27 protein-coding genes are annotated in these 26,155 nt (G+C 40.9%); 23 read left to right on the top strand and 4 right to left on the bottom strand.

What is annotated here, in order from left to right; translation table 11 throughout:
• Positions 1-23: 23 nt before the first annotated feature.
• From rpmI to B5354_RS19675, 4 genes are all read left to right on the top strand, one after another.
• Positions 24-221: a 50S ribosomal protein L35 gene (rpmI, locus tag B5354_RS19690; protein ID WP_079530483.1), complete on the top strand. Its 198-nt coding sequence runs from the start codon at positions 24-26 to the stop codon at positions 219-221.
• A 35-nt stretch (positions 222-256) separates the two neighbouring features.
• A complete protein-coding gene (gene rplT / locus B5354_RS19685; RefSeq protein ID WP_079530482.1) occupies positions 257-613 on the top strand; it encodes a 50S ribosomal protein L20 in 357 nt (118 codons plus the stop codon).
• A 76-nt stretch (positions 614-689) separates the two neighbouring features.
• Complete coding sequence (locus B5354_RS19680; protein ID WP_139377176.1) at positions 690-971, top strand: DUF1294 domain-containing protein; 282 nt, start codon at positions 690-692, stop codon at positions 969-971.
• A 35-nt stretch (positions 972-1,006) separates the two neighbouring features.
• Positions 1,007-1,576 (top strand): TVP38/TMEM64 family protein, encoded by a 570-nt coding sequence (locus B5354_RS19675; RefSeq protein ID WP_079530480.1) that lies wholly within the window; start codon positions 1,007-1,009, stop codon positions 1,574-1,576.
• A gap of 85 nt (positions 1,577-1,661) precedes the next feature.
• On the opposite strand, the gene B5354_RS19670 is transcribed toward B5354_RS19675, so the two are convergent.
• Positions 1,662-2,063 (bottom strand): sigma-w pathway protein ysdB, encoded by a 402-nt coding sequence (locus B5354_RS19670; RefSeq protein ID WP_079530479.1) that lies wholly within the window; start codon positions 2,061-2,063, stop codon positions 1,662-1,664.
• 108 nt (positions 2,064-2,171) lie between these two features.
• Between B5354_RS19670 and B5354_RS19665 the strand changes: the two genes are divergently transcribed.
• Together B5354_RS19665 and B5354_RS19660 are read left to right on the top strand one after the other, a co-directional pair.
• Complete coding sequence (locus B5354_RS19665) at positions 2,172-2,654, top strand: dUTP diphosphatase (RefSeq protein ID WP_079530478.1); 483 nt, start codon at positions 2,172-2,174, stop codon at positions 2,652-2,654.
• Positions 2,655-2,727: 73 nt separating this feature from the next.
• On the top strand, positions 2,728-3,813 hold the full coding sequence (locus B5354_RS19660; RefSeq protein WP_079530477.1) for a M42 family metallopeptidase: 1,086 nt from the start codon (positions 2,728-2,730) through the stop codon (positions 3,811-3,813).
• A gap of 32 nt (positions 3,814-3,845) precedes the next feature.
• On the opposite strand, the gene sspI is transcribed toward B5354_RS19660, so the two are convergent.
• Positions 3,846-4,061: a small acid-soluble spore protein SspI gene (gene sspI / locus B5354_RS19655; RefSeq protein WP_079530476.1), complete on the bottom strand. Its 216-nt coding sequence runs from the start codon at positions 4,059-4,061 to the stop codon at positions 3,846-3,848.
• A gap of 102 nt (positions 4,062-4,163) precedes the next feature.
• Between sspI and B5354_RS19650 the strand changes: the two genes are divergently transcribed.
• The 4 genes from B5354_RS19650 (at position 4,164) to B5354_RS19635 (ending at position 10,566) form a co-directional block, all read left to right on the top strand.
• Positions 4,164-4,898 (top strand): TrmH family RNA methyltransferase, encoded by a 735-nt coding sequence (locus B5354_RS19650; RefSeq protein WP_079530649.1) that lies wholly within the window; start codon positions 4,164-4,166, stop codon positions 4,896-4,898.
• Positions 4,899-5,232: 334 nt separating this feature from the next.
• Positions 5,233-6,267 (top strand): phenylalanine--tRNA ligase subunit alpha, encoded by a 1,035-nt coding sequence (gene pheS / locus B5354_RS19645; protein ID WP_079530475.1) that lies wholly within the window; start codon positions 5,233-5,235, stop codon positions 6,265-6,267.
• Positions 6,268-6,280: 13 nt separating this feature from the next.
• Positions 6,281-8,707: a phenylalanine--tRNA ligase subunit beta gene (pheT, locus tag B5354_RS19640; protein ID WP_079530474.1), complete on the top strand. Its 2,427-nt coding sequence runs from the start codon at positions 6,281-6,283 to the stop codon at positions 8,705-8,707.
• Positions 8,708-8,904: 197 nt separating this feature from the next.
• Positions 8,905-10,566, top strand: coding sequence for an IS1182 family transposase (locus tag B5354_RS19635; RefSeq protein ID WP_245029576.1), 1,662 nt, complete (start codon positions 8,905-8,907; stop codon positions 10,564-10,566).
• A 27-nt stretch (positions 10,567-10,593) separates the two neighbouring features.
• Here the strand turns inward: B5354_RS19635 and rnhC are convergent, their stop codons facing one another.
• The gene (gene rnhC, locus B5354_RS19630; protein ID WP_079530473.1) at positions 10,594-11,520 is read right to left on the bottom strand and encodes a ribonuclease HIII; all 927 of its coding nucleotides are present in this window, start codon (positions 11,518-11,520) and stop codon (positions 10,594-10,596) included.
• 144 nt (positions 11,521-11,664) lie between these two features.
• On the opposite strand from rnhC, the gene zapA reads away from it, so the two are divergent.
• The 12 genes from zapA (at position 11,665) to uvrC (ending at position 24,791) form a co-directional block, all read left to right on the top strand.
• Entirely contained in the window at positions 11,665-11,949 is a 285-nt protein-coding gene (zapA, locus tag B5354_RS19625; RefSeq protein WP_390307260.1) for a cell division protein ZapA, read from the top strand.
• 1 nt (position 11,950) lies between these two features.
• Positions 11,951-12,502: a CvpA family protein gene (locus tag B5354_RS19620; RefSeq protein WP_079530471.1), complete on the top strand. Its 552-nt coding sequence runs from the start codon at positions 11,951-11,953 to the stop codon at positions 12,500-12,502.
• A gap of 178 nt (positions 12,503-12,680) precedes the next feature.
• Entirely contained in the window at positions 12,681-14,396 is a 1,716-nt protein-coding gene (polX, locus tag B5354_RS19615) for a DNA polymerase/3'-5' exonuclease PolX (protein ID WP_079530470.1), read from the top strand.
• 25 nt (positions 14,397-14,421) lie between these two features.
• Complete coding sequence (locus B5354_RS19610; RefSeq protein ID WP_079530469.1) at positions 14,422-16,770, top strand: endonuclease MutS2; 2,349 nt, start codon at positions 14,422-14,424, stop codon at positions 16,768-16,770.
• A gap of 24 nt (positions 16,771-16,794) precedes the next feature.
• A complete protein-coding gene (locus tag B5354_RS19605) occupies positions 16,795-17,202 on the top strand; it encodes a DUF350 domain-containing protein (protein ID WP_079530468.1) in 408 nt (135 codons plus the stop codon).
• 212 nt (positions 17,203-17,414) lie between these two features.
• Positions 17,415-19,121, top strand: coding sequence for a long-chain-fatty-acid--CoA ligase (locus B5354_RS19600; protein ID WP_079530467.1), 1,707 nt, complete (start codon positions 17,415-17,417; stop codon positions 19,119-19,121).
• Positions 19,122-19,212: 91 nt separating this feature from the next.
• Entirely contained in the window at positions 19,213-19,803 is a 591-nt protein-coding gene (locus B5354_RS19595) for a fatty acid metabolism transcriptional regulator FadR (protein WP_079530648.1), read from the top strand.
• Positions 19,804-19,817: 14 nt separating this feature from the next.
• Positions 19,818-20,591 carry an enoyl-CoA hydratase gene (locus B5354_RS19590; RefSeq protein WP_079530466.1) on the top strand — a complete coding sequence of 258 codons (774 nt, stop codon included), beginning with the start codon at positions 19,818-19,820 and terminating at the stop codon, positions 20,589-20,591.
• A gap of 16 nt (positions 20,592-20,607) precedes the next feature.
• A complete protein-coding gene (locus B5354_RS19585) occupies positions 20,608-21,381 on the top strand; it encodes an electron transfer flavoprotein subunit beta/FixA family protein (protein ID WP_079530465.1) in 774 nt (257 codons plus the stop codon).
• A 27-nt stretch (positions 21,382-21,408) separates the two neighbouring features.
• On the top strand, positions 21,409-22,383 hold the full coding sequence (locus B5354_RS19580) for an electron transfer flavoprotein subunit alpha/FixB family protein (protein ID WP_079530464.1): 975 nt from the start codon (positions 21,409-21,411) through the stop codon (positions 22,381-22,383).
• 167 nt (positions 22,384-22,550) lie between these two features.
• Positions 22,551-22,865, top strand: coding sequence for a thioredoxin (gene trxA, locus B5354_RS19575; protein ID WP_079530463.1), 315 nt, complete (start codon positions 22,551-22,553; stop codon positions 22,863-22,865).
• 138 nt (positions 22,866-23,003) lie between these two features.
• A complete protein-coding gene (gene uvrC, locus B5354_RS19570; RefSeq protein WP_079530462.1) occupies positions 23,004-24,791 on the top strand; it encodes an excinuclease ABC subunit UvrC in 1,788 nt (595 codons plus the stop codon).
• 11 nt (positions 24,792-24,802) lie between these two features.
• Here uvrC and B5354_RS19565 read toward each other — a convergent pair whose 3' ends face one another.
• Entirely contained in the window at positions 24,803-25,237 is a 435-nt protein-coding gene (locus B5354_RS19565) for a YslB family protein (RefSeq protein ID WP_245804828.1), read from the bottom strand.
• A 286-nt stretch (positions 25,238-25,523) separates the two neighbouring features.
• On the opposite strand from B5354_RS19565, the gene B5354_RS19560 reads away from it, so the two are divergent.
• Positions 25,524-26,144 (top strand): succinate dehydrogenase cytochrome b558 subunit, encoded by a 621-nt coding sequence (locus B5354_RS19560; RefSeq protein ID WP_079530460.1) that lies wholly within the window; start codon positions 25,524-25,526, stop codon positions 26,142-26,144.
• The last annotated feature ends 11 nt before the right edge of the window (positions 26,145-26,155 follow it).

The raw sequence follows: 26,155 nt of genomic DNA, 5'->3' as shown, positions 1-26,155 counted from the left end.
TCAGTTAAAGGAGGAAATTGTCAATGCCTAAGATGAAAACCCATAAAGGTTCTCAGAAACGTTTCAAAAAAACTGGTAGTGGAAAGGTGAAACGCTCTCATGCGTTCACAAGCCACTTATTTGCCAATAAATCTACGAAGCAAAAGCGCAAATTGCGTAAGGCAACATTGGTATCTGCCGGAGACTTCCGTCGTATCAAGCATATGCTTCCGAAAAAATAATTAAAGAATGCAGATTCATATAGGAGGGAATTCCAATGCCACGAGTTAAAGGTGGAACAGTGACACGTAAACGTCGTAATCGTGTCCTTAAACTAGCAAAAGGTTATTATGGTTCAAAGCACGCTCTATTCAAAACAGCAAAACAACAAGTAATGAAGTCAGGTCAGTATGCATACCGTGACCGTCGTCAGAAAAAACGCGACTTTCGCAAACTTTGGATTGCGCGTATTAATGCAGCAGCTCGTATGAATGACATTTCCTACAGCCGCTTGATGCATGGACTTAAGCTTGCTGGTGTTGAAGTGAACCGCAAAATGCTTGCGGAACTTGCTGTCCAGGACGAAAAAGGATTCGCAAGTTTAGCTGAGCAAGCAAAATCGGCACTTAAATAAAGAAAATTATTAAATACAAGGAGCCATTTCCGTTCGCCTGGAAATGGCTTTTTTCGTGATGGACGGAGGAATAATAATGGTCGTATTTTACTGGGTTCTGTTTGTTTTTATTCTATCTAGCACTGCGTTGTTTATCTTAATGGGGTATGACAAAAGCAAAGCAAGAAAGAGACAGTGGCGAGTGTCTGAAAAGCGTTTGTGGTTTCTAGCTTTAACAGGGGGAGCATGTGGCGGAGCAGTCGGCATAAAAGTATTTCGACATAAGGCGAATTATTCCCGTTTCAGTATCGGGTGGCCCATAATCGCAGTGATCCAGCTGTTAGGTCTCTTCACGTTGATGTGGTTCTATTTTCCATAATACTGTCATAATCTGTAGGCAGGGAGGCGAAGTGGATGGCCGAAACATCAATTGCCGTTCTGGCATGGGTAGAACATCAAGGAGCATGGGCACCACTATTATTTATTGGGATCCATTTGTTACGACCTTTATTATTTTTGCCGGTCATGCTCGTTTGTATCACAGGTGGTATGTTATTCGGTCCAGTTGCCGGAACTGCTTATTCAGTAATTGGAACCTTGCTTTCCAGTGTCATATTTTATCGTATGATTCGACTCGTTCCCTTTGGGCTAAAGAAGATGCAGGCTATGTATCAAAAGTGGAATAAACGAAAAGCTCACTTAACGGTCAGACAGATTGCTATTCTCCGTTTAATTCCATTCATTCATTTTCATTTATTGTCTTATTGTTTAATTGAAATGAGTAAAGATTTTAAGGATTATACTAAATCATCGCTGGTGGCCAACTTTCCTTTGGCTGTTGTATACACTTCAGTAGGACAATGGATTACCCTCTTATCCATCCCTATGCTGTTTTTATTCTCTGGATTTATGGCCCTTGCATGTTACTTGTTAAGGAAGAAATATGAAGTATTGATTTGGCAGGATTTCTTTCAAACTAGTTAATAAAACAAGGTCAGTACCAACTGTTTAGGGTACTGACCTTATTTTTATAAGCTGTCATTCTAAGGGAATATAAGCTGTTCATGCATTATTGGTCATCATGAATAGGGCGTATATTTAATCGGTTTATCGGATATTTCCATTCAATTCTTGCATAGGGATACCTCATTAAAACTTGCTCTTCAAGGAAGTATAGATCATTCCTCTCTAACCCTTGCAGCTTTTCCGGGTGTTGAGTGAAAATATTAATGGTGACAACTTCAAAGGCTTCTTCGGTAGTTCCGAGGTACTTTTCCCCTTCAAACACCAGCCCTTTATAGGTGATTAAGAAATTCTGCTTCGTATTTTCGGGGGCATCGTGAAAGTAAAACTCATTTTTTTGTTGAGCATGATCGAGCTTTCTTCTTGGGTTTATCATGAATTTGTAGACTGTGTAAATAATAAACAGTATGGCTATAATTAATAGGATTCGAAAGAGTATAATTATCATAGATACCTTCTCCCTGAGATTGATTATTAGCACATGTACGTGTAACGGTCCCCTTTTGTTTCAAAAAGTGATACATTTGTGGTGAAGAATTTTTTTAGGGGGATCATTATGAAGTGGGAATCTTTTTATCACATGCAGCAAAAACTTGATGATTACATTACGCATACACATGATTTGCAAGAGGTTAATGTTGTAGATCATAAAATACTTGCCCTGTTAGTTGAAATCGGTGAGTTAGCGAACGAAACCCGTTGTTTTAAATTCTGGAGTAATAAGCCAGCGAGTCCAAAAGAAGTTGTGCTGGAAGAGTACGTGGATGGGTTACATTTCATCCTTTCGCTGGGATTAGACCTCGGCTTTCGTTATCAGGGCACTGCACTTAATGAGAAGAGGAATCAAACGGAAGCTTTTCTTTCTATTTTCACTGCTATCGAGAATTTCAAACTGCAAAAAGATAAGACAAGCTATGTTGAGTTGTTTGAAGCCTTTCTATCACTGGGAAAAACGCTTGGCTTTCAAGCCGAGGAATTACAGAAGGCGTATATCGACAAAAATGAAGTGAACTTTGAGCGGCAGGATCAAGGATATTAGACGTAATTTTTTGTGAATTCATAATAAAAACTATATAATAGGGAATAGTGAGACAAAAGGAGGAATTATACATATGGCTAAAAAAGATGAAACACTAACAATGCTCAAAGATTTAACGGATGCGAATGGAATTCCAGGGCACGAACGCGAAGCCCGGGATGTCATGACTAAGTATATCACCCCTTATGCAGATGAGGTATATACAGATAATCTCGGCAGCCTGGTAGCTAAAAAGGTTGGAAATAAAAAAGGCCCGAAAGTCATGGTTGCAGGTCATTTGGATGAAGTAGGCTTCATGGTGACCCGTATCGATGACAAAGGCTACATTTACTTTCAGCCCGTCGGTGGATGGTGGAGTCAGGTGATGCTTGCTCAACGCGTAACCATCATGACGCGTGAAGGGAATCTAACTGGAATTATCGGTTCTAAACCGCCACATATTCTACCTGCTGATCAGCGTAAGAAAGCTGTCGAAATTAAAGACATGTTTATTGATATCGGGGCTTCTAGTAAAGAGGAAGCAAAAGAATTTGGCGTAGTACCGGGAGATTCTATCGTTCCATATTTTGAATTCACACAAATGAAAAATGAAAAAATGCTGCTTGCCAAAGCTTGGGACAACCGAATCGGCTGTGCTATTGCGATCGAAGTACTTAAACGTCTGAAGTCTGAGAAACATCCGAACATTGTATATGGTGTCGGGACGGTACAAGAAGAAGTTGGCCTAAGAGGTGCCCGTACGTCCGCTCATCTAATTAATCCGGATATCGCATTTGGCGTGGATGTAGGTATTGCAGGAGATACGCCAGGTGTTTCTGAGCGGGATGCTCAAAGTAAAATGGGAGATGGTCCGCAAATTATTCTTTATGATGCCTCTATGGTATCTCATAAAGGACTAAGAGATTTTGTAGTCGACACAGCGGATGAAAATGCTATCCCGTATCAATTTGATTCCATGGCTGGAGGCGGCACAGATTCAGGAGCTATTCATTTAACCCATGATGGGGTGCCTGCTCTATCCATAACCATTGCTACACGTTATATACATTCACATGCGGCTATGCTTCATCGGGATGACTTCGAGAATGCCGTTCAATTAATTGTAGAAGTCATTAAACAACTAGACGATAAGAAAGTAAAAGAAATTACGTTTGATTAAAACAAAAAAAGCCATCCCCAAAGGGGTGGCTTTTATGCTTGCTTTTGCAGACTTTGTTCTAAGGTTTCAAGCATTTCCTGTTTATCACCTTCGTTAGCTTCTTTCCAAATCATTTCAAATAGAACGCCAAGACCAGGGAGCATCTTTTCTTCGCCGTTTTGTACAGCGTCGACAATCGTAGCTTCAAGCTGCTCCGTATTGTGTCCTGAAACGTTAGAAAGGATTGCTTTTCTTAAGTTTAAGTCCATTTATTGTCTACCTCCACTTTTGAATTATGTTTAGTTTGACCAAATGAGAATAAGCTATGTATGATTAAAGAAAACTTCAATTTAAACGAGGGAAACCAAAATATGTTAACATCTGTTAGTAATTCAAAAGTGAAAGAATGGAAAAAGTTACATAAGCGCAAGTTTAGAGAGAGAACCGGAACATTTCTAGTCGAAGGCCGCCATTTGGTAGAGGAGGCACAAAAAAGTGACTGGAAAGTAGTAGAACTAATAAGGAGAGAAGGGGAATCTTTTGTTCCGGGCTCAGAATTGCCAGTTACTGATGTAAGCGAGCAAGTGTTTCAGGCTATCTCGCAAACGCAAACTCCGCAAGGAATCGCAGCGGTAGTTGAGCGAAAAGTTGAATCCTTCCAGTCTCAAGCTTTGACATTGATCATTGATGCTGTGCAAGACCCGGGGAACCTCGGCACGTTAATTCGCACGGCTGATGCGGCTGGTTTTAATCATGTCGTGATTGGAGAAGGATGCGTGGATCCTCTTAATGAAAAGACGATCCGCTCAACGCAAGGGTCGTTATTTCATATCCCGATTTATCAAGGAGAATTACAAGAAGTTATACGAGATCTGAAGGCTGCCGGTGTTACAGTTTGGGCCTCGGCTCTTCAGGATGCTGAGCCTTATAAAAAGGTACCGCAGCCTGAGAAAGCTGCTCTAATTGTCGGTAATGAGGGGCAGGGTGTTCGAGATGAATTGTTATCTTATGCTAGTGAGAGAGTCTATATCCCGATTTATGGCAGGGCAGAGTCATTAAATGTGGCAATCGCTGCTGGCATTTTAATGTATCATTTAAAAGGATAGGCTTGCATAACTCATTGTCTTTCTCTATAATTAATGAACAGTTATATAGTAAATAGTGAAGAAGGAGCCAAGTAAATAAGGGCAGCATCGATTGAGGGAAGAAATGCCTTAGACTGAAAGCATTTCTATCGTGGCCATTATTGAAATTTCAACTCTGGAGCTGGCACCTGTGACAGGTGTACCGGATTCAAATCCGTTATCTAAGAACTTGAGTGGGCACAACGGATGTGTCAACAAGGGTGGTACCGCGAAACGATTGAATAAGTCTCGTCCCTTTTTATTTTTTATAAGGGACGAGGCTTTTTTTATTTTGATATTGAAGGAGGAGCAATCCATGAAGGAACGTTTACAGGAATTGAAGCAAGAAGCATTAAGTAAAGTCCAACATTCCGAAGAAGTGCAAGCCCTTAAAGATATTCGTGTAGAATACTTAGGCAAGAAAGGCCCAATTACAGAAGTATTGCGAGGGATGGGGAAGCTCTCTAAAGAGGAGCGCCCGATTATCGGTCAGCTTGCAAATGATGTTCGAGAAGAGATAGCCCATGCAATCGAATCTAAGCAAACCCGCCTTGAAGACGAGGCACTTGAGAAACAACTAGAGGCGGAAAGTATTGATGTGACATTGCCGGGACGTCCTATCCAAGTTGGCGGGCCTCATTTGTTAACTTCAATTGTAGAGGAAATTGAAGATTTGTTTATCGGAATGGGTTTTGAAATTAAAGAGGGACCTGAAGTGGAAACAGATTATTACAATTTTGAAGCACTGAATCTGCCTAAGGGTCACCCGGCTCGCGATATGCAAGATTCGTTTTACATTACTGAGGAACTTTTACTTAGAACCCACACGTCTCCCGTACAGGCGAGAACGATGGGGCAGAAAAATGGATCAGAACCTGTACGTATGATTTGCCCAGGAAAAGTGTATCGCCGAGATACAGATGACGCGACCCACTCCCATCAGTTTACTCAAATAGAAGGATTGCTAGTTGATAAACATGTACGAATGAGCGATTTAAAAGGAGTGCTGGATGCATTTGCTAAGCAAATGTTTGGAGCCGAGCGGGAAATCAGGCTGCGCCCTAGTTTCTTCCCGTTTACTGAACCTTCAGTAGAGATGGATATTTCCTGTAAAATGTGCGGGGGAAGCGGATGTTCTGTTTGTAAAGGAACAGGATGGATCGAAATTCTGGGGGCTGGCATGGTGCACCCTAATGTACTTGAAATGGCGGGGTACGATCCAGATGAATACTCCGGCTTTGCCTTTGGAATGGGACCAGAACGAATTGCAATGCTGAAGTATGGCGTGGATGATATTCGTCATTTCTATACAAACGATCAACGATTTTTAAAACAATACCATAAAGCGTAGGGAGGTTAAGGAAATGTTAGTATCCTTAAATTGGCTAAATGAATATATTGATGTTCGCGATTATCAGCCGGAAGACCTTGCTGAAATTATAACGAAAACAGGCATAGAAGTAGAGAGTGTAGAACCTGTTGCGGAAGAAGTTAAAGGGGTTGTTGTCGGCTATGTTACTTCATGTGAGCAACACCCAAATGCAGATAAATTGTCACTATGTCAAATTGACGTAGGAACAGAAACATTACAGATTGTTTGTGGTGCTCCTAATATAGCACAAGGTCAGTATGTTCCGGTTGCTGTTCCAGGAGCAGTACTGCCGGGCAATTTTAAAATAAAGAAAACCAACCTTCGTGGCGAAGAATCAAACGGGATGGTTTGTTCCTTACAAGAATTAGGTGTAGATGAAAAGGATGTTCCCAAAGAATACCAGAATGGGATATTTGTTTTTCCTGAGGATGTGCAAGCAGGTGAAAATGCTGTATCATTGCTGAATCTGGATGATATGATCATCGAACTTGGGCTAACGCCAAACAGGGCAGACTGTCTAAGTATGGCTGGGGTAGCTTATGAAGTGGCAGCTGCTCTGGATCGTGAGTATAAATTGGCTGGAGAAGAAGTCCATCCTGTTTCAGAGAAAGCATCAGAGTATCTTTCTGTGTCAGTTCAAGATCAAGAGGCCAATCCTTATTATGGTGCTTTCATAATCAAAGATGTAAATGTAGGGAAGTCTCCGTTATGGATGCAAAATAAGTTAACAGCCGCTGGCATCCGCCCAATCAATAATGTAGTGGACATCACAAACTATGTGCTGCTTGAATATGGACAGCCGCTTCACGCCTTTGACTACGACCGTTTCGGGTCCAAAGAAATCGTGACTCGTAAAGCAGAAGATGGTGAAACAATTGTGACATTAGATGATCAGGAAAGGACATTAACAACTGATCATTTAGTCATTACAAACGGAACGAAACCTCAGGCTATTGCAGGAGTAATGGGAGGGGCCGAATCCGAAGTTAACGAGAACACGACAACGATTTTGCTTGAAGCTGCTTATTTTGACCCTGCTGTTGTGAGGCAGTCTTCTAAGGATCACGGCCTGCGTAGTGAATCAAGCACCCGTTTTGAGAAAGGTGTGGATCCAAATCGGGTAGAACGAGCCGGCAAACGAGCCTGTGAACTTTTAGAAAGATACACAGGAGCCAGTGTTCTTTCTGGAGTAGTTAGCTTTGATCAACTAGATCGGACTGAGCGAGAAGTCACCGTGCAGTCACAGCGCATAAATGAACGGTTAGGAACAGATATTTCTAATCAAGAGATTGCCGATATCCTAAAGCGTCTTCAGTTTACATTTACTAACTCCGGGGATAATTTTGATATTTCTGTACCGACGAGACGGGGAGACGTGACCCAGTTTGAAGATATGCTTGAAGAGATAGCTCGTATCTACGGGTATGATCATCTGCCGTACACTCTCCCGCAAGGTGCTTCACAAGCAGGCGGGCTATCGCGAATTCAAAAGTTAAAGCGTGACATCAAGACATACTTTGAAGGAGCAGGTTTAAATGAGGCTATTACGTATTCACTTACTAGTGAATCAAGAGCCGCCATGCTTGTAAGCGAGGAAATTGCTAATCAGGCCAATCATCCTGTCAAATTGGCTATGCCCATGAGTGAAGACCATAGTCATCTTCGATTAAGCTTACTCCCTGAAATGCTTCAATCTCTAGCCTATAATACTGCACGTAAACAAAATAACCTGGGCTATTATGAGATTGGGAAAGTTTTCATCAACGAAGAAGAACGTGTTACAAAACAGCCTGTTGAAACACTGCGAGCATCAGGAGCATTAACAGGTGAATGGGTAAGTCATCTATGGCAGCAAGAGAAGAAGCCAGTTGATTTTTTCGTCGTTAAAGGAATTGTAGAGGGGCTGGCTGCTAAGCTGGATCTGTCTGTTTCATTTGAAAAAGGAAAAATTGAGCATATGCATCCCGGAAGGACAGCTATCATTAAATCTGGGGAGAGAACGCTTGGATTCCTGGGGCAAGTTCATCCGAAACTCCAGAAGGAAATGGGGTTAAAAGAGACGTATGTGTTTGATCTGAATGTTGAGGAGCTCTTCAACATGTACACGAAAGTTGAAGGTTTCCGACCGATACCTAAATACCCAGAAGTGAGTCGTGACATCGCCTTAGTTGTTGAAGAATCTATTCCTGCGGCTGAAATTGAAAAGACGATTGTCGAAGCAGGAGATCCACTCATTCAAATTGTGCAAGTCTTTGACGTTTACCAGGGCGACCATCTTGACGATGGAAAGAAATCATTGGCCTTTAATTTAGTGTATTTAAATCCTGAACGAACATTAAAGGATAAAGAAGTGGAAGAAGCTCATAATCAAATTCTTGATGCTGTTAAGCAAACTCATCGTGCTGAACTGCGTGGTTAGTTCGTAAGTAGTAGAGCGTAACAAAGAGGGTGGGACAAAACCCAGTCTCCTAAACGAAGAGTAGCCCGCCGAACAAAGTTTTTGTTCGGCGGGCTACTCTTTTATTTTAATCTAAATAAATTCTATTTTGAAAACAAAATAAGGACACACTCTGATAAAATTATAGTTACCACACAATAACCATCGGAGGTGTCCTTATGTTTAAACAGTATAACATGAATCAAGTGATTTTGCCCCTGGATTTAGAAATGAAACTCCAAGAAAATGATATCGCCTATGCCGTCCACGATCTAGTCGAACAGATTCCAAACGAAGCCTTCGCTGCTTTCTTACGGAAGACGGGCTGTCCGGCTTACCATCCCCGAATGATGATGAAAATCATTGTATGCGCCTACACGCAATCGGTTTTCTCCGGAAGGAAAATCGAAGCGCTTCTCCAAGATAGTGTCCGCATGATGTGGTTAGCTCAAGGTTATGAACCGAGCTATCGAACCATTAATCGATTCCGTGTCCACCCCGACGTGCAAGCCCTCCTCCGTGAGTGCTTTGTCCAGTTCCGTTGCCAACTTGTTCAGGAAGAGTTGATTGATGACGAAGCGATTTTCATCGATGGAACCAAGATTGAAGCCAATGCCAATAAGTTTACATTTGTCTGGCGTAAGGCTGTGGAAAATTACAACGCCAATCTGATCGAAAAGTCCAACCGCATGTATGATGAATTGGTTGAAAAGGAAATCATCCCAGAAATCGTACGGGAAAATCCGGAAGAATTATCGGTCAAAGAGCTTACAGATATAGCTGAAAGGTTGGAAGAAAAGGTCGAAGAATGGAGCCAGAAAATCGAAGAGAGCGAAGAAGTGAGCGAACGGAAACAACTTCGTTCCGAGCGCAAAGAGCCAAAGCAATCCCATAAACAGTTTCAGGATTTTGCGGCGCGCAAGCAGAAATACGAAAGCGACACGGAAATCTTTGGAGAACGAAACAGTTATTCCAAGACCGACCATGACGCCACGTTTATGCGAATGAAAGATGATTATATGAAGAACGGGCAACTGAAAGCCGGTTATAATATACAGGTGGCGACCGAAGGCCAATATGCGCTCGCTTATGATGTTTTTCCGAACCCAACGGATACGCGCACGTTCCTTCCTTTCCTGGATCACATCGAACAACACTTCTTTGAACTACCCGATCATCTTGTCGCCGATAGTGGGTATGGAAGCGAAGAAAATTATGAAGAAGTCCAGGAGAATCGCAAGCGCACGCCATTGATCACGTACAATACGTACCGCAAAGAGAAGAAGAAAAGTTTTAAAAAGAAGGCATTTCATTCAGCCAATTGGGAGTACAGCGAAGAAGATGATGCATTCATTTGTCCGAACGGAAAACAACTGACGTTCCGGTATTTTTCCCACAAGACTGATCGTTATGGCTTTGTCCGGAAGTTTAAGGTGTACGAGTGTGAAGACTGTTCCGGTTGCCCTCTCCGTAGTCAATGTACCAAGGCTAAAGAAGGCAACAATCGCAAGATCTATTACAATGAAAAATGGGAAGAACAAAAACATATGGTCAGAGAACTGCTTTCAGAAGAGAAAATGGGCGAACTTTATGGTAAACGTAAAGTCGATGTAGAACCATTTTTTGGATTTCTGAAGGCTAATTTGCGTTTCACTCGAATGTCCGTAAGGGGTCAGGAGAGTGTGAAGAATGAATTAGGATTTGCCTTCATGGCGGTGAACTTGAGAAAGTACACCGCTCAAAGGCAGCAGAGTAAGGCCAATAACTTTCCTCATTCAATAAAAAAAGGTTCCGATCATCAAAAACCGATGATCGGAACCTTTTTTATTATTTCAGGCTAGTTATGTCCCAGCCCCTTTTGTTTGTTGTTACGTTAATTTTCGGGCTTTCTCTAAAGTAGCAAAATGTATCTTGGCAATTTCGCGTAGTTTATCTTCTCCGTAAATGGTTATAATCTTTGCTGCAGCTTTGTCGACGGCTCCTGATGCCCCTTTAGGGACAGGTAGCCCCGTGTCCATCTCAATTTGATTCATCGCTTTAACGAAGCTCGATCTGGCAATGATTGAAGCAACAGCAACAGATGTGGAATAGCTTTCCGCTTTGGTCATAAAAAATATGTCCTTCTGGAGCTGTTTGCGTTCAGAGTTTAAGTGTTTTGCATAAACGTCTGGCTGAGAGAATTGGTCAACAAGAATAGCCGGCTGCTCGGGTGCTACTTTTACAAGTAAGCTTTCTAGTGCTTTATGGTGAAGCATTGTCTTCATTTTACCTTGTGTCCAGCCCTTTTCCTGCCATTGATTATATTTCAAATTATCTAAGCGCAAAAGGCTGTATGGAATATTCATTTCTACGATTTGTTTAGCGATGTGCGTGATTTGTTTGTCACTGAGATGTTTTGAATCTTTTACCCCGATTGCTTTCAATTGGCCAATTTGATGCTCTTTTACATACGCTGCTGCAACGGTTATTGGACCGAAGAAGTCTCCCGTTCCGGCTTCATCTGACCCGATATGAGATTGTGTAAACAACGCTTTATCAGGATGAAATCGATGAGTGGGTTTTGGTGCTGACTTTTCAGAAGAGTTTTGAGCGGTAGAATTCCCCCATTTATTGGATTCCTGTTGCGGAGCTTTTCCCTGGAAGAGCACTTTTCCAGAATTGTAAGCTGTGATTGTACAATTTGGTGTTTTCGCTGCAAAGGCAGCATTCTGTGGTGTGGCTTTTAGACTTTGTTTATAATAACTTTGCATTTCCTGAAGTTTTTCTTTAGGTAAGGTTAGAACAACTTGTGACATAGTTAAGTCCCTTCTATTGAAAAAGTATAAAATTAGTATAGCAAATTAGAAACATGAACAGAACAGAGTTAATAATACTTTTTGGTTTCCCAAATGTTCAGCTTCATGTTACTATTATGCTTAGGACTTGAGAATCAAGGGGGTATGGATGTGTCCCAATCAGATAAAAATAGAAGAAGAATCACCGTTGAGATTAACAATCGCTCGTACACTATTGTTGGACATGAAGAGCCGCACCATATCCGCATGGTATCTAGTCTTGTGGATCAGAAAATGCGTGAAATACATGAGGCTAATCCAAGTTTAGATACATCTAAACTTGCAGTCCTGACAGCGGTTAATACAATGAATGAATATATTAAACTTAAAGAAGAGTGTACGGAATTAATGAATTATATTGACAAGATAGAGAAAGAGGACGACGACTAACATGATTGATATATTGCTTTTGATTATTTTATTCTTTGGCGTTATGGTAGGCATTCGAAGGGGGTTTATCCTTCAGTTATTTCATCTGATAGGATTTATAGCCGCTTTTATCGTCGCTGTAATGTATTACGACAATCTAGCACCTAAACTTATTTTGTGGGTTCCTTACCCAGAACTCCCTGAGGGAACCACCTGGGCAGTATTTGCGGAAAACCTGCCTTTAGAACAAGCGTTTTATAATGCTGCAGCCTTCGCTATTTTATTTTTTGGGGTTAAAATTATCTTGCAGATTATTGCCTCTATGCTGGACTTTGTTGCAGAACTACCCGTCCTCAGTTCCATAAATAGCCTGTTAGGCGGCATTTTAGGGTTTGTAGAAAGATACTTTCTCTTGTTTATTCTATTATACATAGCGGCATTAGTACCTTTAAGTGTTGTCCAGAACGCTTTGGACGGTTCGTTTTTAGCCCAGTTTATTATTGAGAGTACTCCCATCCTATCCAGTCAAATCAAAACGATGTGGGTGGATCATATGATAAGCTTGCTGCAGTAGTACGAATTGTTACTCCATGGTTTACATGTGAGTGATTCGAAGTTGAAGGGAAGATCAGTTAAGTTTGATGTGGCTGCTCACCTATTAATTGCTAGTTATGAAAAGGTCGCTGTGAAAATTTCATAGCGGCCTTTTCTTTGTATCGTCAACTGTTTAAATGTGAAAGGTGGACAAGGAGATGACAATTGATAAAAAGAAAGTGATTCAATTACTTGAAACCATTGCAGTTTATCTTGAATTGAAAGGTGAAAATTCGTTTAAAGTATCAGCTTACCGGAAAGCTGCTCAGGCATTAGAAAGAAACGACCATTCGTTGAATGAAATCAACGACTTTACTAAGATCAAAGGCATTGGTAAAGGCACTGCATCGGTCATTCAAGAGTACGTTGATGAAGGTGAATCTGAAACGTTAAAACAATTGCAGGCAGAGGTACCGGCGGGCTTAGTTCCCCTGCTTGATATACAGGGCTTAGGTGGAAAGAAACTTGCCAAGCTTTATCAACAATTAGGAGTAACCGATGCTGAATCTCTGAAGGAAGCCCTTGAGGAAGGAAGAGTAGAACAGCTTGAAGGCTTTGGAAAGAAATCTGCAGAGAAAATATTGAAAACGCTAGAGGAGTATGGTTCAAGGCCTGAAAGACTTCCAATTTCTTTTATGCTGCCGATTGCAGAGAAAATTGAAGCCTTCTTGAATCAATGTGAAACGATAAGAACCTTTTCTATAGCAGGAAGCTTAAGGAGAAAGCGAGAAACGATTAAAGATCTCGATTTTATTATTGCTTCAAAACATCCTGAACAAACGAAAGAAGAATTACTGGCCTACTCGGGATTAAAAGAAATCATTTCCTCCGGTGATACAAAAGTTTCGATTATAGTCGATGAAGGATATGATATAGGCGTGGATTTTCGCATTGTCGAGCCTAAACAGTTTGCTTCTACCTTGCACCATTTTACCGGATCAAAGGAACACAATGTAGCCATGAGACAGCTGGCCAAGCAAAAGCAAGAAAAAATAAGTGAATATGGAGTAGAAAACGCAGAGACAGGTGAAGTGGTGACCTTTGAAACAGAAGAACAGTTCTTTCATCATTTTGGACTCCACTACATCCCTCCTGAAGTACGTGAAAATAAAGGAGAAGTTGAAGCATTCCAAGAATCTGTCCCCTTTGTTGAATCAAATGATATTCGCGGCGACCTTCATATGCACTCAACTTGGAGTGATGGGGCTCAATCAATTAGAGAAATGGCAGAACGAAGCAAAAATATGGGATATGATTACATCGCTATAACAGATCATTCCAAGTATTTAAGGATTGCTAACGGGTTAAACGAAGAGCGTTTGCGAATGCAAAGGCAGGAGATTGATAAAATTAATAATGAAATGGAAGGCTTCCATATTTTTGCCGGAGTTGAAATGGATATCCTTCCAGATGGCTCATTAGACTTCGAAGACGCTTTTCTAAAAGACATGGACTTTGTTATTGCTTCTATCCATTCCAGCTTTAATCAATCTGAAGATCAGATTATGCATCGGCTTAACACAGCGCTTCAAAATCCGCATGTTGATATGATCGCTCATCCAACTGGACGATTAATTGGTCGCAGATCTGGTTATCAAGTACAATTAGAGAAGTTAATTGAAGGGGCTCGGCAGACGGGAACTATTTTGGAACTTAATGCGAACCCTAATCGTCTGGACTTAAGCTGGGAATGGTTAATGAAAGCACAGGATGCTGGTGTAACGATTGCCATTAATACGGATGCCCATAGCTATCCAATGCTTGACCATATGGAAATTGGCGTAGGCTCCGCCAGAAAAGGGTGGCTGCGTAAGGAATCCGTTCTAAACACAATGACGACAAAGCAGCTGATGAAACGACTTGGCAGGGATTAGTTATGAATAAAGGAGAATTATTAACATGAACAAACGAATCCTTCATGTTTTAGAATATAAAAAAATTATTGAACAATTAGCAGAACAGGCAGCTTCCTCACTTGGTAAGGAACGTGCGCTTGCATTGAAACCCTCAACTGAACTTGCGGAAGTCACACAGTGGCAAAAAGAGACAGATGAAGCGGCCCAGGTCATCCGTCTAAAAGGATACATTCCGTTGGGCGGAATTTTCGATATTAAACCGAGCATTCAGCGCACAACTATTGGAGGCGTGCTTAGTGCCATCGAATGTCTTGACATTGCCAGCACGATAAACGGGGGAAAGCAGCTGAAACGATTTGTTGAAGAGCTGGATGAACATGATATGCCTATTTTGAGAGACCTTGTCGAAGGGATCGTTCCTCTCACAGAACTAGAAAGGAAAATTAGAACCTGTATTGATGAGCACGGGGGAGTGATGGATGGTGCTTCTGATAAACTGAGAACGATCCGCTCGAAAATTAGAACCTCAGAAAGTCGTGTCCGTGATAAGATGGAGACTTTCACAAGGTCGAAAACGAATATGTTATCAGATGCCATCGTAACGATTAGAAATGAACGCTATGTATTACCTGTAAAACAAGAATATCGAGGTTCCATAGGTGGGATTGTTCACGATCAATCTGCATCAGGAGCAACCTTATTCATCGAACCACAAGTGGTAGTAGATTTAAATAATCAGTTACAAGAATCAAAAGTACAAGAGCGCCAGGAAGTCGAGCGTATATTAACAGATTTGTCTACTGCTATATCTGAAGAGCAATCCTTCCTCTATTCCAATGTTGAGATACTTGCATATGTTGACTTTATGTTTGCCCGGGCAAAACTAGGCAGTGAAATGAAAGGCGCTATGCCAACTATGAACGATGAAGGCCGCATTCGTCTTAAACAGGCAAGACATCCCCTTATAGATCCGGAGGAAGTTGTCCCTAATGATATTGAATTGGGAGTTGATTTTACTTCAATTGTCATTACTGGGCCAAACACTGGAGGTAAAACAGTTACCTTGAAGCTGCTAGGCTTATTTACACTAATGGCCCAGTCTGGTCTCCAGGTACCTGCAATGGATGGGTGCGAATTGGCTGTGTTCGAACAGGTTTATGCAGATATTGGGGACGAGCAGTCCATCGAACAAAGCTTATCAACCTTTTCCTCTCATATGACTAATATTGTGGAAATATTGAAGCATGTCAATGAACGCACCTTAGTTTTATTCGATGAGTTAGGGGCAGGGACAGACCCACAGGAAGGTGCTGCCTTAGCCATGTCCATTTTGGATGAGGTTGTTGGTCGCAGGGCTCGGGTGGTTGCAACGACCCACTATCCAGAACTCAAAGCGTATGGCTACAACAGGGAGGGAGTTACAAACGCTTCCGTAGAGTTTGATATCCAGACACTAAAACCGACCTATCGCCTCCTTATCGGAGTTCCGGGCCGCAGTAACGCGTTTGAGATCTCAAGAAGGCTTGGCTTAGATGAAACGATTATAGAAACCGCTAAGCAGCAAGTCGGAATTGATTCGCAAAGCGTGGAGAATATGATTGCTTCACTGGAAGAATCAACGAGAAATGCGGAAAGAGACTACAATGAAGCGGAAGAAACGTTAACAAAAGCAGAAGAATTGTATCGTGATTTGCAAACGCAGTGGAAACAATTTGAGGAGAAACGAGAACGGTTATATACTAAGGCTGAAACAAAAGCTGAGAAAGCAGTCGAAAAAGCCAGGCAAGAATCCGAAGAGATTGTTCATCAGCTTCGACAAATGAAGCACCAAGCTGAGATTAAAGACCACGAATTGATTGAAGCTAGAAAAGCATTGGATGAAACCACGCCAAACCTGGCAAATAAGAAAAACACCAGTAAGAAATCAGTATCTAAACAGGAAAATAAAGAGTTAAAGGCTGGTGACGAAGTGAAATTACTTACGTTAAATCAGCAAGGGGTTATACTGGAGCAAACCAACAGCAATGAATACCAGGTCCAGGTGGGCATGATGAAGGTAAAGGCAAAACGAAACGAATTAGAGTTTGTAAAAGCTCAACAACCATATAAGGAAAAACCGATGGCTACTGTGAAAGGGAAAGGCTACCATGTTAAAACAGAACTTGATCTAAGAGGGGAACGTTACGAAGAGGCTTTAAATCAGTTGGAAAAATATATTGATGACGCATTATTGGCGAATTATCCGCGTGTTTCCATCATCCATGGGAAAGGAACAGGCGCATTGAGAACAGCTGTCCAAAATTATGCGAAAAATCATCGCCAGATTGACTCATACCGAGCTGGCGGGATGAATGAAGGCGGCAGCGGGGTTACCGTGCTTGAATTAAAGTAAATTCGTACAAGGGGAGAGCTTGTTATGACAGGATTCTGGGAACATGCCTTAATTGAAACCGCAGCAAGCTATAGTGTTGTAGTTCTGTGTGTTGTTGTATTTATGGCTGTATTTGAATTAGTAACCACGTATAATAATTGGAGAGAAATTCAGAATGGTAATTTAGCAGTAGCTATGGCGACCGGAGGAAAAATATTTGGCATTGCCAATATTTTTCGATTTTCCATTCAAGAGAATGACTCCCTTCTCCAAACTATGGGGTGGGGGTTGTTCGGATTTATTCTTTTGTTAATCGGATACTTCATATTTGAATTTCTTACTCCTTCCTTCAGAATTGATGACGAGATTGCTGAAGATAACCGGGCTGTTGGTTTTATTTCATTTATTATTTCAGTAGGATTGTCATATGTCATCGGGGCTAACATCATATGAAGGGTGGAAAAGTATGGAGACTTTAGCAAAAGTATTGATCGTAATTGCTTCACTTTTTATTGTGATTGGGATTGTATATGTTTTGTTATAAGCATGTTCTTTTTGAAAGGACTTGCTTTTTTAAGTAAATATTTGCAAAATTTTAATTATATATTTTTAATTTTAAGTCGATAACGGTATAATAAAAGTATTACAAAGAGGGAGGTTTTCTTATGGAGAGTGGTCGACGTCCCTGGCTCAAAAATTATCCGCCTGAAATTCCTGCATCAGTAGACTATGATAAGCGTCCGCTTCACAGCTTCTTGGAGGAAAGCGCAACGCTATACGGCAAAAAGAAAGCGCTTTATTTCATGGGAAAGGAAATGACCTTTCAGGAGATTTTTGACGAGACCCGAAGCTTTGCGAGTTACTTACAGAAGTTAGGGTTAGAAAAAGGCGATCGTGTATCCGTAATGCTGCCTAACTGTCCTCAGTCGGTGATCGCTTATTATGCGATCTTAATGGCTGGCGGTATTGTAGTTCAGACCAACCCATTGTATATGGAGCGAGAACTTGAATACCAATTGAAGGATTCTGATGCAAAGATGATTGTCTGTCTGGATATTTTATATCCGAAGGCGGCAAATGTTAAACCGAACACCTCTCTGGAACATATTATCGTTACCGGTGTGAAGGATTACCTCCCTTTTCCGAAAAACAAACTATACCCTTTCGTGCAAAAGCGGCAGCACCAGGTCCTCGTTAAACCTGAGCAATCATCCGACACTCATTTGTGGAAACATATTTTGGATAATAGCAGTGGGCAAGTATCTCCAGTGGAAGTTGATCCGGTTGAGGATATAGCCCTGTTACAATACACAGGCGGTACAACGGGGTCTCCAAAAGGGGTAATGTTAAGTCACTATAATTTAGTTGTAAACACACAGATGGCAATGACATGGATGTATAAGTGTGAAAAGGGGAAAGAAGTAGTGCTTGCCGTCTTACCATTCTTTCATGTTTATGGGATGACCTCTGTCATGAATCTGTCTGTTATGATGGGGTCAAAAATGATCTTAGTGCCTAAATTTGAACCAGGAAATGTACTAAAAACGATTGAAAAGCAAAGGCCTTCCCTATTTCCGGGTGCCCCAACTATTTATATTGCCCTCTTAAATCATCCTGACTTGAAAAAGTATGATCTTTCGTCAATCGAGGCTTGTATTAGCGGATCAGCACCGCTTCCCGTTGAAGTGCAGGAGGATTTTGAGAGCGTTACCGGAGGGAGACTGGTAGAGGGGTATGGCTTAACAGAAACATCTCCTGTAACACATTCAAATTTTATTTGGGGAAATCGTATAAGCGGAAGTATTGGAGTACCATGGCCTAATACCGAGGCTAAGATTGTCAGTATGGAAGCGGGCGAAGAAGTTCCGATAGGGGAGATAGGAGAAATCGTCGTAAAAGGTCCGCAAGTCATGAAAGGGTATTGGAACCGAAAAGAGGACACGGATCAAGTACTCAATGAAGAAGGGTGGTTCCGTACTGGTGATATGGGGCGAATGGATGAAGATGGCTATTTCTTTGTTGTTGACCGGAAGAAAGACATGATTATTGCTGGAGGCTACAATATTTACCCTCGTGAAGTAGAAGAAACCCTCTACGAGCATGAATCAGTCCAGGAAGCAGTTATAATCGGAGTGCCGGACGCCTATCGAGGGGAAACCGTTAAAGCATTTATAGTGAGAAAGAAGAACCATAACGTAACAGAGGAAGAATTGAATGAGTTCTGCCGTAAACATATGGCAGCCTTTAAAGTTCCGCGTATTTATGAATTTCGTGATGAACTGCCTAAAACAGCAGTGGGTAAAATCCTGCGCCGGACACTTGTTGACGAAGAGAATAGGAAGCTGAAAGAAAATAATCTGCAAAACTCATAGTTTCATAGATTGTTGACAGAATGAATACAAATATGTAATATGAGGTATGAATGACCATTCATTCATTTTCACAATAAAGGCAGGGAAATTTATGAAAAAAGACAAACCAAAATATAAACAGATTATCGACGCAGCAGTTGTCGTTATTGCTGAAAATGGGTACCACTCTTCGCAAGTTTCAAAAATCGCCAAAAAAGCGGGGGTGGCTGATGGGACCATTTACCTCTATTTTAAAAATAAAGAGGATATTTTAATCTCTTTATTTCAGGATAAGATGGGACAGTTCATTGAAAGAATTGAGCAAGAAACAACTTCGAGGCAGACAGCTGAAGAGAAACTGCTTACCCTGGTGGAAACTCATTTCGAGCAGCTGGCTGCCGATCATCACTTAGCAATTGTTACACAGCTTGAACTTCGCCAATCCAATAAAGAATTACGATCCAAGATTAATCAGGTGTTAAAGAAATATTTAGCTGTGATTGATCAAATATTGGAAGAAGGAATAAAAGAGGGGTTGTTTCGTGATGATTTAAACCGGAAACTCGTTCGTCAGCTTATCTTTGGCATGATGGATGAAGCGGTAACCAATTGGGTTATGAAGGACCTTCGTTATGACATAGGAGATCAAGCAAAAGAAGTCCATAGTTTTATTATCAACGGACTGGCACTGCATAAATCGTAAAAGGAGTGATACTAGTGTCTACCGTCTATTTACAGAAAGAAAACCACCTTGCACGAATTACGATTCAAAGCCCTCCAGCTAATGCTTTATCTAGTACACTATTAAATGACTTATCTAAAGTACTTGATGAAGTAGAGATAGATAACAGCATTAAAGCTATCCTTATAAAAGGAAAGGATAAGTTCTTCTCAGCAGGTGCGGATATTAAGGAATTCACATCGTTACAGGGTGCCTCTGATTTTGAGCAGCTCTCAAGGAAAGGCCAACAGTTGTTTAACCGTATGGAAAACTTTCACATCCCCATCATAGCTGCTATTCATGGCGCAGCACTTGGAGGAGGTCTAGAGCTTGCAATGGCTTGTCACATACGCTACGTAGCAGAGGATGCAAAATTAGGGTTACCAGAGCTTAACTTAGGAATTCTGCCTGGTTTTGCAGGCTCACAGCGCCTGCCTCGATATGTTGGTACTGCGAAGGCTTATGAAATGATCCTTTCAGGCGTTCCTATCAGTGGCAAAGAAGCAGTTGATGCCGGACTTGCTAATCAGAGCTTTTCCGTGGAAGAGTTATTTGAAGCAGCGGAGAAACTCGCTGCACAGGTCTCTGCCAAAAGCGGTCCTGCTATTCATCAAATAATGAAATTAATTCCATATGCTCACACTGGTCAGTTTTCGGATGGTAACAAAGCTGAAGCAGCAGCGTTTGGTGAAGTCTTTGGCAACGAAGATGCTAAAGAAGGCATACAGGCATTTATTGAGAAAAGGAAACCAGTATTTAAAGACCAATAGATTAGGAGGAATCATAATGAACATTTACGTATTACTAAAACGTACTTTTGACACTGAAGAAAAAATTTCGATTAATAGCGGGCGTATTGAAGAGGATGGCGCAGAATTTATTATTAACCCTTACGACGAATACGCTGTCGAGGAAGCGATTAATCTTAGGGATGAACACGGTGGGGAAGTTACCGTTGTAACAATTGGAGAAGAGGAATCTGAGAAACAACTGCGTACTGCCCTTGCAATGGGAGCAGATAAGGCGGTCTTAATAAATACGGAAGATGATTTAGAAGACGGAGACCAGTTCTCAACAGTCAAAATTTTAGAAGCATTTTTTGCTGATCGAGAGATAGATATTATTTTAGGAGGAAATGTAGCCATCGATGAGGCAAGCGGGCAAGTGGGTCCTCGATTGGCTGAACGTTTGGATATCCCTTGTGTTACTACAATTACTAGTATTTCGGTTGATGGTGAAACCGTTAACATCGAACGTGATGTGGAGGGGGACGTAGAGAAGGTAGAAACTTCATTGCCACTTCTAGTAACTTGTCAACAAGGTCTAAATGAACCTCGCTATCCTTCATTACCGGGGATTATGAAAGCTAAAAAGAAACCGCTAGAAGAGTTAGAGATTGATGACCTAGATCTAGATGAAGATGATGTTGAACCAAAAACAAAAACGACAGAAATCTTCCTACCACCTGAAAAACAAGCAGGCAAGGTGTTGGAAGGTGAAACAGAAGATCAGGTAAAAGAGCTTGTATCCTTATTGAAAACTGAAGCGAAAGTACTTTAAATAATCGAGACAGGAAGGAGATTTGTTATGGGTAAAAAGGTATTAGTAATCGGTGAAATACGTGAAGGGTCACTTAGAAATGTCACCTTCGAGGCTATTGCTGCAGCAAGGACTGTTAGTGATGGAGGAGAAGTAGTTGGTGTTCTAAGCGGTGCAGGAGATTTGAATGAGATGGGTGAGGAAATGGTGTACTATGGTGCTGACCGAGTTGTAACGGTTTCACATGATAATTTGAAAACATCTGAAGGTCATGCGCAAGCAATTTACCCTGTAATTGAGGAAGAGTCACCAGAAGGAATTATTATGGGACATACTTCACAAGGAAAGGATTTAACACCAAAACTTGCAAGCAAACTTGAATCCGGGCTGATTTCCGATGCTACGGAAGTTGCGGCTGAAGACGGGACCATTGTATTCACTAGACCGATTTATTCAGGTAAAGCCTTTGAGAAGAAAGAAATCACCGATGGTTTGGTCTTTGCAACAATCCGTCCGAATAACATCCCATCCCTCGAAAAGAATGAAGCTTTAGAGGGAGAAGTAACGGCAAAGGATGTTGATATTAAGGATATTCGTACCATTATTAAAGATATCATTCGTAAATCATCTGATGGAGTCGATCTCTCCGAAGCGAAAGTTATTGTGGCTGGTGGACGTGGTGTGAAAAGTGAGGAAGGCTTCGAACCACTTGAAGAGCTTGCTCAAGTTCTCGGTGGGACTGTAGGCGCTTCAAGAGGCGCATGTGATGCGGGCTATTGTGACTATTCACTACAAATTGGCCAGACTGGTAAAGTGGTAACACCAGATTTATATATTGCATGCGGAATATCGGGGGCAATTCAGCATTTAGCTGGTATGTCCAACTCAAAAGTGATAGTCGCAATCAACAAAGATCCAGAAGCTAACATCTTTAACGTTGCCGATTACGGAATTGTCGGGGATCTCTTTGATGTCGTACCAAAACTTGTTGAAGAAGTGAAACAATTGAAAGTAAATGCATAATTATAAAGAATAAGCCAAAGCTAAGCCTTGCTTGCTTTGGCTTTTTTAAATTCTCATTCATGTTAACCGAGCAAGGTCGGCCTCCATTATTAAAAACATATTGTTAGTCACGTAAAATAGAAAATGATATACTCTTAACAGAATACATGATCGAGGAGGAATTTACGATGGCAATTGTAAAAGGAACAGATCAAAACTTTACCGAAGAAACAAACGAAGGTCTTGTAATAGCAGATTTCTGGGCACCTTGGTGTGGTCCTTGTAAAATGATCGCTCCAGTGCTTGAAGAACTAGATGAAGAAATGAGCGATCAAGTGAAAATCGTAAAATTGGATGTTGATGAAAACCAGGAAACAGCAAGTAAGTTCGGTGTTATGAGTATTCCAACACTACTTCTCTTTAAAGATGGCAAAGTCGTTGATCAAGTAATCGGCTTTCAACCTAAAGAAGCATTAGCTGAATTAGTTACTAAACATTCTTAGTTAAAGTAGAAGTGTCAGTAGCCGCGTTGCCCTGCAGCGTGGCTTTTTTTCGAAGGAATTTATTCATAACTCCCCTTTTGGACTAAAAGTGTGATGGATTGGCTATAGGCATGTCTAATAAGTTGGAGTGAAGTGATAATGAACACAACTATTAAAGAAAAGTTAGCGGTTTTGCCTGATCAGCCAGGGTGTTATCTTATGAAAGATAAGAATGACACCATTATTTATGTAGGTAAATCTAAGGTGCTCAAAAACCGGGTCCGTTCTTATTTTACCGGAGCTCATGATGGGAAAACCCAACGGCTTGTAAGAGAAATTAATGATTTTGAATATATCGTAACAACTTCAGATATGGAAGCTCTCATTCTAGAAATGAATTTAATAAAAAAGCATGATCCTAAATACAATGTACTCTTAAAAGATGATAAATCTTACCCTTATTTAAAAGTTACGGCTGAAAGGCATCCTAGGTTAATTGTTACGAGAAAAGTTAAAAAAGATAAAGGGAAATATTACGGTCCTTACCCTAATGTGATTGCGGCTAGGGAAACTAAAAAGCTGCTCGATCGATTATATCCACTAAGAAAGTGTAACACGATGCCCGATCGTGTTTGTCTTTATTATCATATGCATCAATGTCTGGGCCCTTGTGAGTTTCCCGTGTCTGAAGAAACAAATCAGGAAATTGTACAGAATATTACGTCCTTTTTAAACGGAGGCCATAAAGAAATTAAGAAAGATTTGCAACGGCAAATGTATGTGGCTTCTGAAGAGCTAGATTTTGAAAGAGCAAAAGAATTACGAGATCAAATTGAACATATTGAATCAGTCATGGAGCAGCAGAAAATGACTTTAAATGATGAGGTAGACCGTGATGTATTCGGCTATTCTTATGATAAAGGCTGGATGTGTGTCCAGGTATTTTTTATAAGACAAGGTAAATTGATTGAGCGCGATGTAGCTTTATTTCCATTCTTTGATGATCCAGAAGAGACGTTTCTAAGTTACATTGGACGATTCTATTTGCATCAGAATCACCCTTACCCGAAACAAATCCTCGTGCCTGTAGGGACGAACAGAGAAGTATTAGAAGGAGCAATCGATACGAAGGTTCTCATTCCTATGAGAGGGAGAAAGAAAGAGTTAGTGGAGTTAGCTAAGAAGAATGCAAGTATTGCTCTTGAAGAAAAATTTGCTCTAATTGAACGAGATGAGGAGCGGACTATTAAAGCTGTGGAGTCGCTCGGGAATCATTTGAATATAGAAACTCCTCACCGTATTGAAGCCTTTGACAATTCAAATATCCAAGGGACCGATCCTGTTTCGGCTATGATTACATTTATTGATGGAAAACCAAGCAAAAAGGACTATCGAAAATATAAAGTTCGTGATGTCAAGGGTCCTGATGATTATGACACAATGCGGGAAGTTATCCGCAGAAGGTATACTCGTGTACTAAAAGAAGGTCTCGCCTTACCCGACCTTATTGTTGTAGATGGAGGGAAAGGGCAGATGAGTGCAGCTATGGACATTCTCGAAAATGAGCTTGGGCTGGATATCCCCTTATGTGGATTGGCAAAAGATGATCAGCATAAGACGAGTGAGCTTTTGTATGGAGTCCCACCTGTGTTGGTTAATTTAGATAGAAATTCACAAGAATTTTATTTAGTGCAGCGAATTCAGGACGAAGTGCACCGCTTTGCCATTTCTTTTCATAGACAACTGCGTGGTAAAGGTGCTATACAATCCGAGCTTGATGACATTCCTGGTGTGGGGCAAAAACGCAGAAGACTGCTGTTACGTCATTTCAAATCTGTCAAAGAGATTAAAGAGGCAGCACCTATGGACTTAACTCGCTTAGGAATACCAGAACCGGTAGCCGATCAAATATTAAGTCATCTAAATGAAGAGAAGCCAGCTGAGTAATCAGGTGGCTTCTATCCTTTAATTGCGGTTATTTCAACCGTATTTTCTTTCTTATTTATTTGTTCAAAGCATTCATATGTATCACTGGTAATAACTTGGATTATCTGAGCTAAAAATCCACACTCTAATCGAAAATCAACGTTGTATAGTTTCTGTGTCAAACGCTTTTCAATGATGTGACCTGATAAATGAAATATAAATTCTTTTTTCTTTTCTTTGATCAGCTGGAGTTCGCCCCATCCCATATATTGAAAAAATTCGTAAAGGTCATCCCATGTCTCAAGGGTTGTTTCGCGAGCGATGTTTTTCCCCATAAAATATAAGAGGTAAGGGGCATCTTTTCCAAGAAAATCGGGCAACGTATAGTAACGCAGCAAATCAAACCCTGCGCCAGTAGACACTAGCGATGAGATGTTTAGGGTGGATAGCTTAGCTGTTTCTCTCATGACGCTCATTCCTTTCTACACAATTATTATCGCTTGAATTTAAAAAAGTAGCAACAGTAATCTTAGATTTTATCAATTAGAAAAAATGTGTATTTTTAAGTAAATTATAGTTCGTTTTCTTGACGCTATGAAATGATAGAAGTACAATAAACGTGTCACAAATTGTACATTTGGCAGTTTTTATCGAGGAGAAGGGGTTTTCCTATATTTTAAATGCGTTTTTAAAGCGCTTTACTATCTGAAAAATGTACATATACTAATCGTTATCATCTCGAGGGGGGTAAACATGGCAGGAACACGCGGATATGTTAACAGGAGATTACATTCATTATTAGGAGTACTCCCGATCGGGATATTTCTGATCCAGCACTTAACTGTGAACTTTTTTGCAACTCGTGGACCAGAGGCGTTTAACTCAGCAGCTCATGTTATGGAGAGCTTGCCTTATCGTTACGTACTGGAGATATTTGTTATCTTTTTACCACTATTATTCCATGCAATTTACGGAGTATATATTGCATTCACAGCGAAGAGTAATTTGTCGAACTTTGGGTTTTTTAGAAACTGGATGTTCATGTTACAACGTTTTACTGGGATCATTACGCTTATTTTTATTGCGTGGCATGTATGGGAGACTCGAATTGCCATCGGACTCGGCTGGGCAGACCTTAACTATCAGTTGATGGAAGGCATTCTTAGTGAGCCATTCTTTTTCTGGTTCTACATAGTAGGGGTCATTTCAACTACATTCCACTTCTCTAATGGGCTTTGGTCATTCTTTGTCAGCTGGGGTATTACAGTTTCCCCGCGTTCACAGCGTATTATGACTTATGCGAGCATTATCATTTTCGTAGCGATTTCCTACGTAGGTGTTCGTACGTTAATTCAGTTCGCTTATGGTATTTAAAGCATTTAATT

Source organism: Halobacillus hunanensis (assembly GCF_900166655.1).
GTDB lineage: Bacteria > Bacillota > Bacilli > Bacillales > Halobacillaceae > Halobacillus_A > Halobacillus_A hunanensis.
This window is presented reverse-complemented; position numbering and strand designations above follow the sequence as displayed.

Excerpts from the sequence above, each read along its gene's own strand:
- rpmI (WP_079530483.1), top strand. The coding sequence starts at position 24 with ATGCCTAAGATGAAAACCCATAAAGGTTCTCAGAAACGTTTCAAAAAA.
- rplT (WP_079530482.1), top strand. The coding sequence starts at position 257 with ATGCCACGAGTTAAAGGTGGAACAGTGACACGTAAACGTCGTAATCGT.
- B5354_RS19680 (WP_139377176.1), top strand. The coding sequence starts at position 690 with ATGGTCGTATTTTACTGGGTTCTGTTTGTTTTTATTCTATCTAGCACT.
- B5354_RS19675 (WP_079530480.1), top strand. The coding sequence starts at position 1,007 with ATGGCCGAAACATCAATTGCCGTTCTGGCATGGGTAGAACATCAAGGA.
- B5354_RS19670 (WP_079530479.1), bottom strand. The coding sequence starts at position 2,063 with ATGATAATTATACTCTTTCGAATCCTATTAATTATAGCCATACTGTTT.
- B5354_RS19665 (WP_079530478.1), top strand. The coding sequence starts at position 2,172 with ATGAAGTGGGAATCTTTTTATCACATGCAGCAAAAACTTGATGATTAC.
- B5354_RS19660 (WP_079530477.1), top strand. The coding sequence starts at position 2,728 with ATGGCTAAAAAAGATGAAACACTAACAATGCTCAAAGATTTAACGGAT.
- sspI (WP_079530476.1), bottom strand. The coding sequence starts at position 4,061 with ATGGACTTAAACTTAAGAAAAGCAATCCTTTCTAACGTTTCAGGACAC.
- B5354_RS19650 (WP_079530649.1), top strand. The coding sequence starts at position 4,164 with ATGTTAACATCTGTTAGTAATTCAAAAGTGAAAGAATGGAAAAAGTTA.
- pheS (WP_079530475.1), top strand. The coding sequence starts at position 5,233 with ATGAAGGAACGTTTACAGGAATTGAAGCAAGAAGCATTAAGTAAAGTC.
- pheT (WP_079530474.1), top strand. The coding sequence starts at position 6,281 with ATGTTAGTATCCTTAAATTGGCTAAATGAATATATTGATGTTCGCGAT.
- B5354_RS19635 (WP_245029576.1), top strand. The coding sequence starts at position 8,905 with ATGTTTAAACAGTATAACATGAATCAAGTGATTTTGCCCCTGGATTTA.
- rnhC (WP_079530473.1), bottom strand. The coding sequence starts at position 11,520 with ATGTCACAAGTTGTTCTAACCTTACCTAAAGAAAAACTTCAGGAAATG.
- zapA (WP_390307260.1), top strand. The coding sequence starts at position 11,665 with ATGGATGTGTCCCAATCAGATAAAAATAGAAGAAGAATCACCGTTGAG.
- B5354_RS19620 (WP_079530471.1), top strand. The coding sequence starts at position 11,951 with ATGATTGATATATTGCTTTTGATTATTTTATTCTTTGGCGTTATGGTA.
- polX (WP_079530470.1), top strand. The coding sequence starts at position 12,681 with ATGACAATTGATAAAAAGAAAGTGATTCAATTACTTGAAACCATTGCA.
- B5354_RS19610 (WP_079530469.1), top strand. The coding sequence starts at position 14,422 with ATGAACAAACGAATCCTTCATGTTTTAGAATATAAAAAAATTATTGAA.
- B5354_RS19605 (WP_079530468.1), top strand. The coding sequence starts at position 16,795 with ATGACAGGATTCTGGGAACATGCCTTAATTGAAACCGCAGCAAGCTAT.
- B5354_RS19600 (WP_079530467.1), top strand. The coding sequence starts at position 17,415 with ATGGAGAGTGGTCGACGTCCCTGGCTCAAAAATTATCCGCCTGAAATT.
- B5354_RS19595 (WP_079530648.1), top strand. The coding sequence starts at position 19,213 with ATGAAAAAAGACAAACCAAAATATAAACAGATTATCGACGCAGCAGTT.
- B5354_RS19585 (WP_079530465.1), top strand. The coding sequence starts at position 20,608 with ATGAACATTTACGTATTACTAAAACGTACTTTTGACACTGAAGAAAAA.
- B5354_RS19580 (WP_079530464.1), top strand. The coding sequence starts at position 21,409 with ATGGGTAAAAAGGTATTAGTAATCGGTGAAATACGTGAAGGGTCACTT.
- trxA (WP_079530463.1), top strand. The coding sequence starts at position 22,551 with ATGGCAATTGTAAAAGGAACAGATCAAAACTTTACCGAAGAAACAAAC.
- uvrC (WP_079530462.1), top strand. The coding sequence starts at position 23,004 with ATGAACACAACTATTAAAGAAAAGTTAGCGGTTTTGCCTGATCAGCCA.
- B5354_RS19565 (WP_245804828.1), bottom strand. The coding sequence starts at position 25,237 with ATGAGAGAAACAGCTAAGCTATCCACCCTAAACATCTCATCGCTAGTG.
- B5354_RS19560 (WP_079530460.1), top strand. The coding sequence starts at position 25,524 with ATGGCAGGAACACGCGGATATGTTAACAGGAGATTACATTCATTATTA.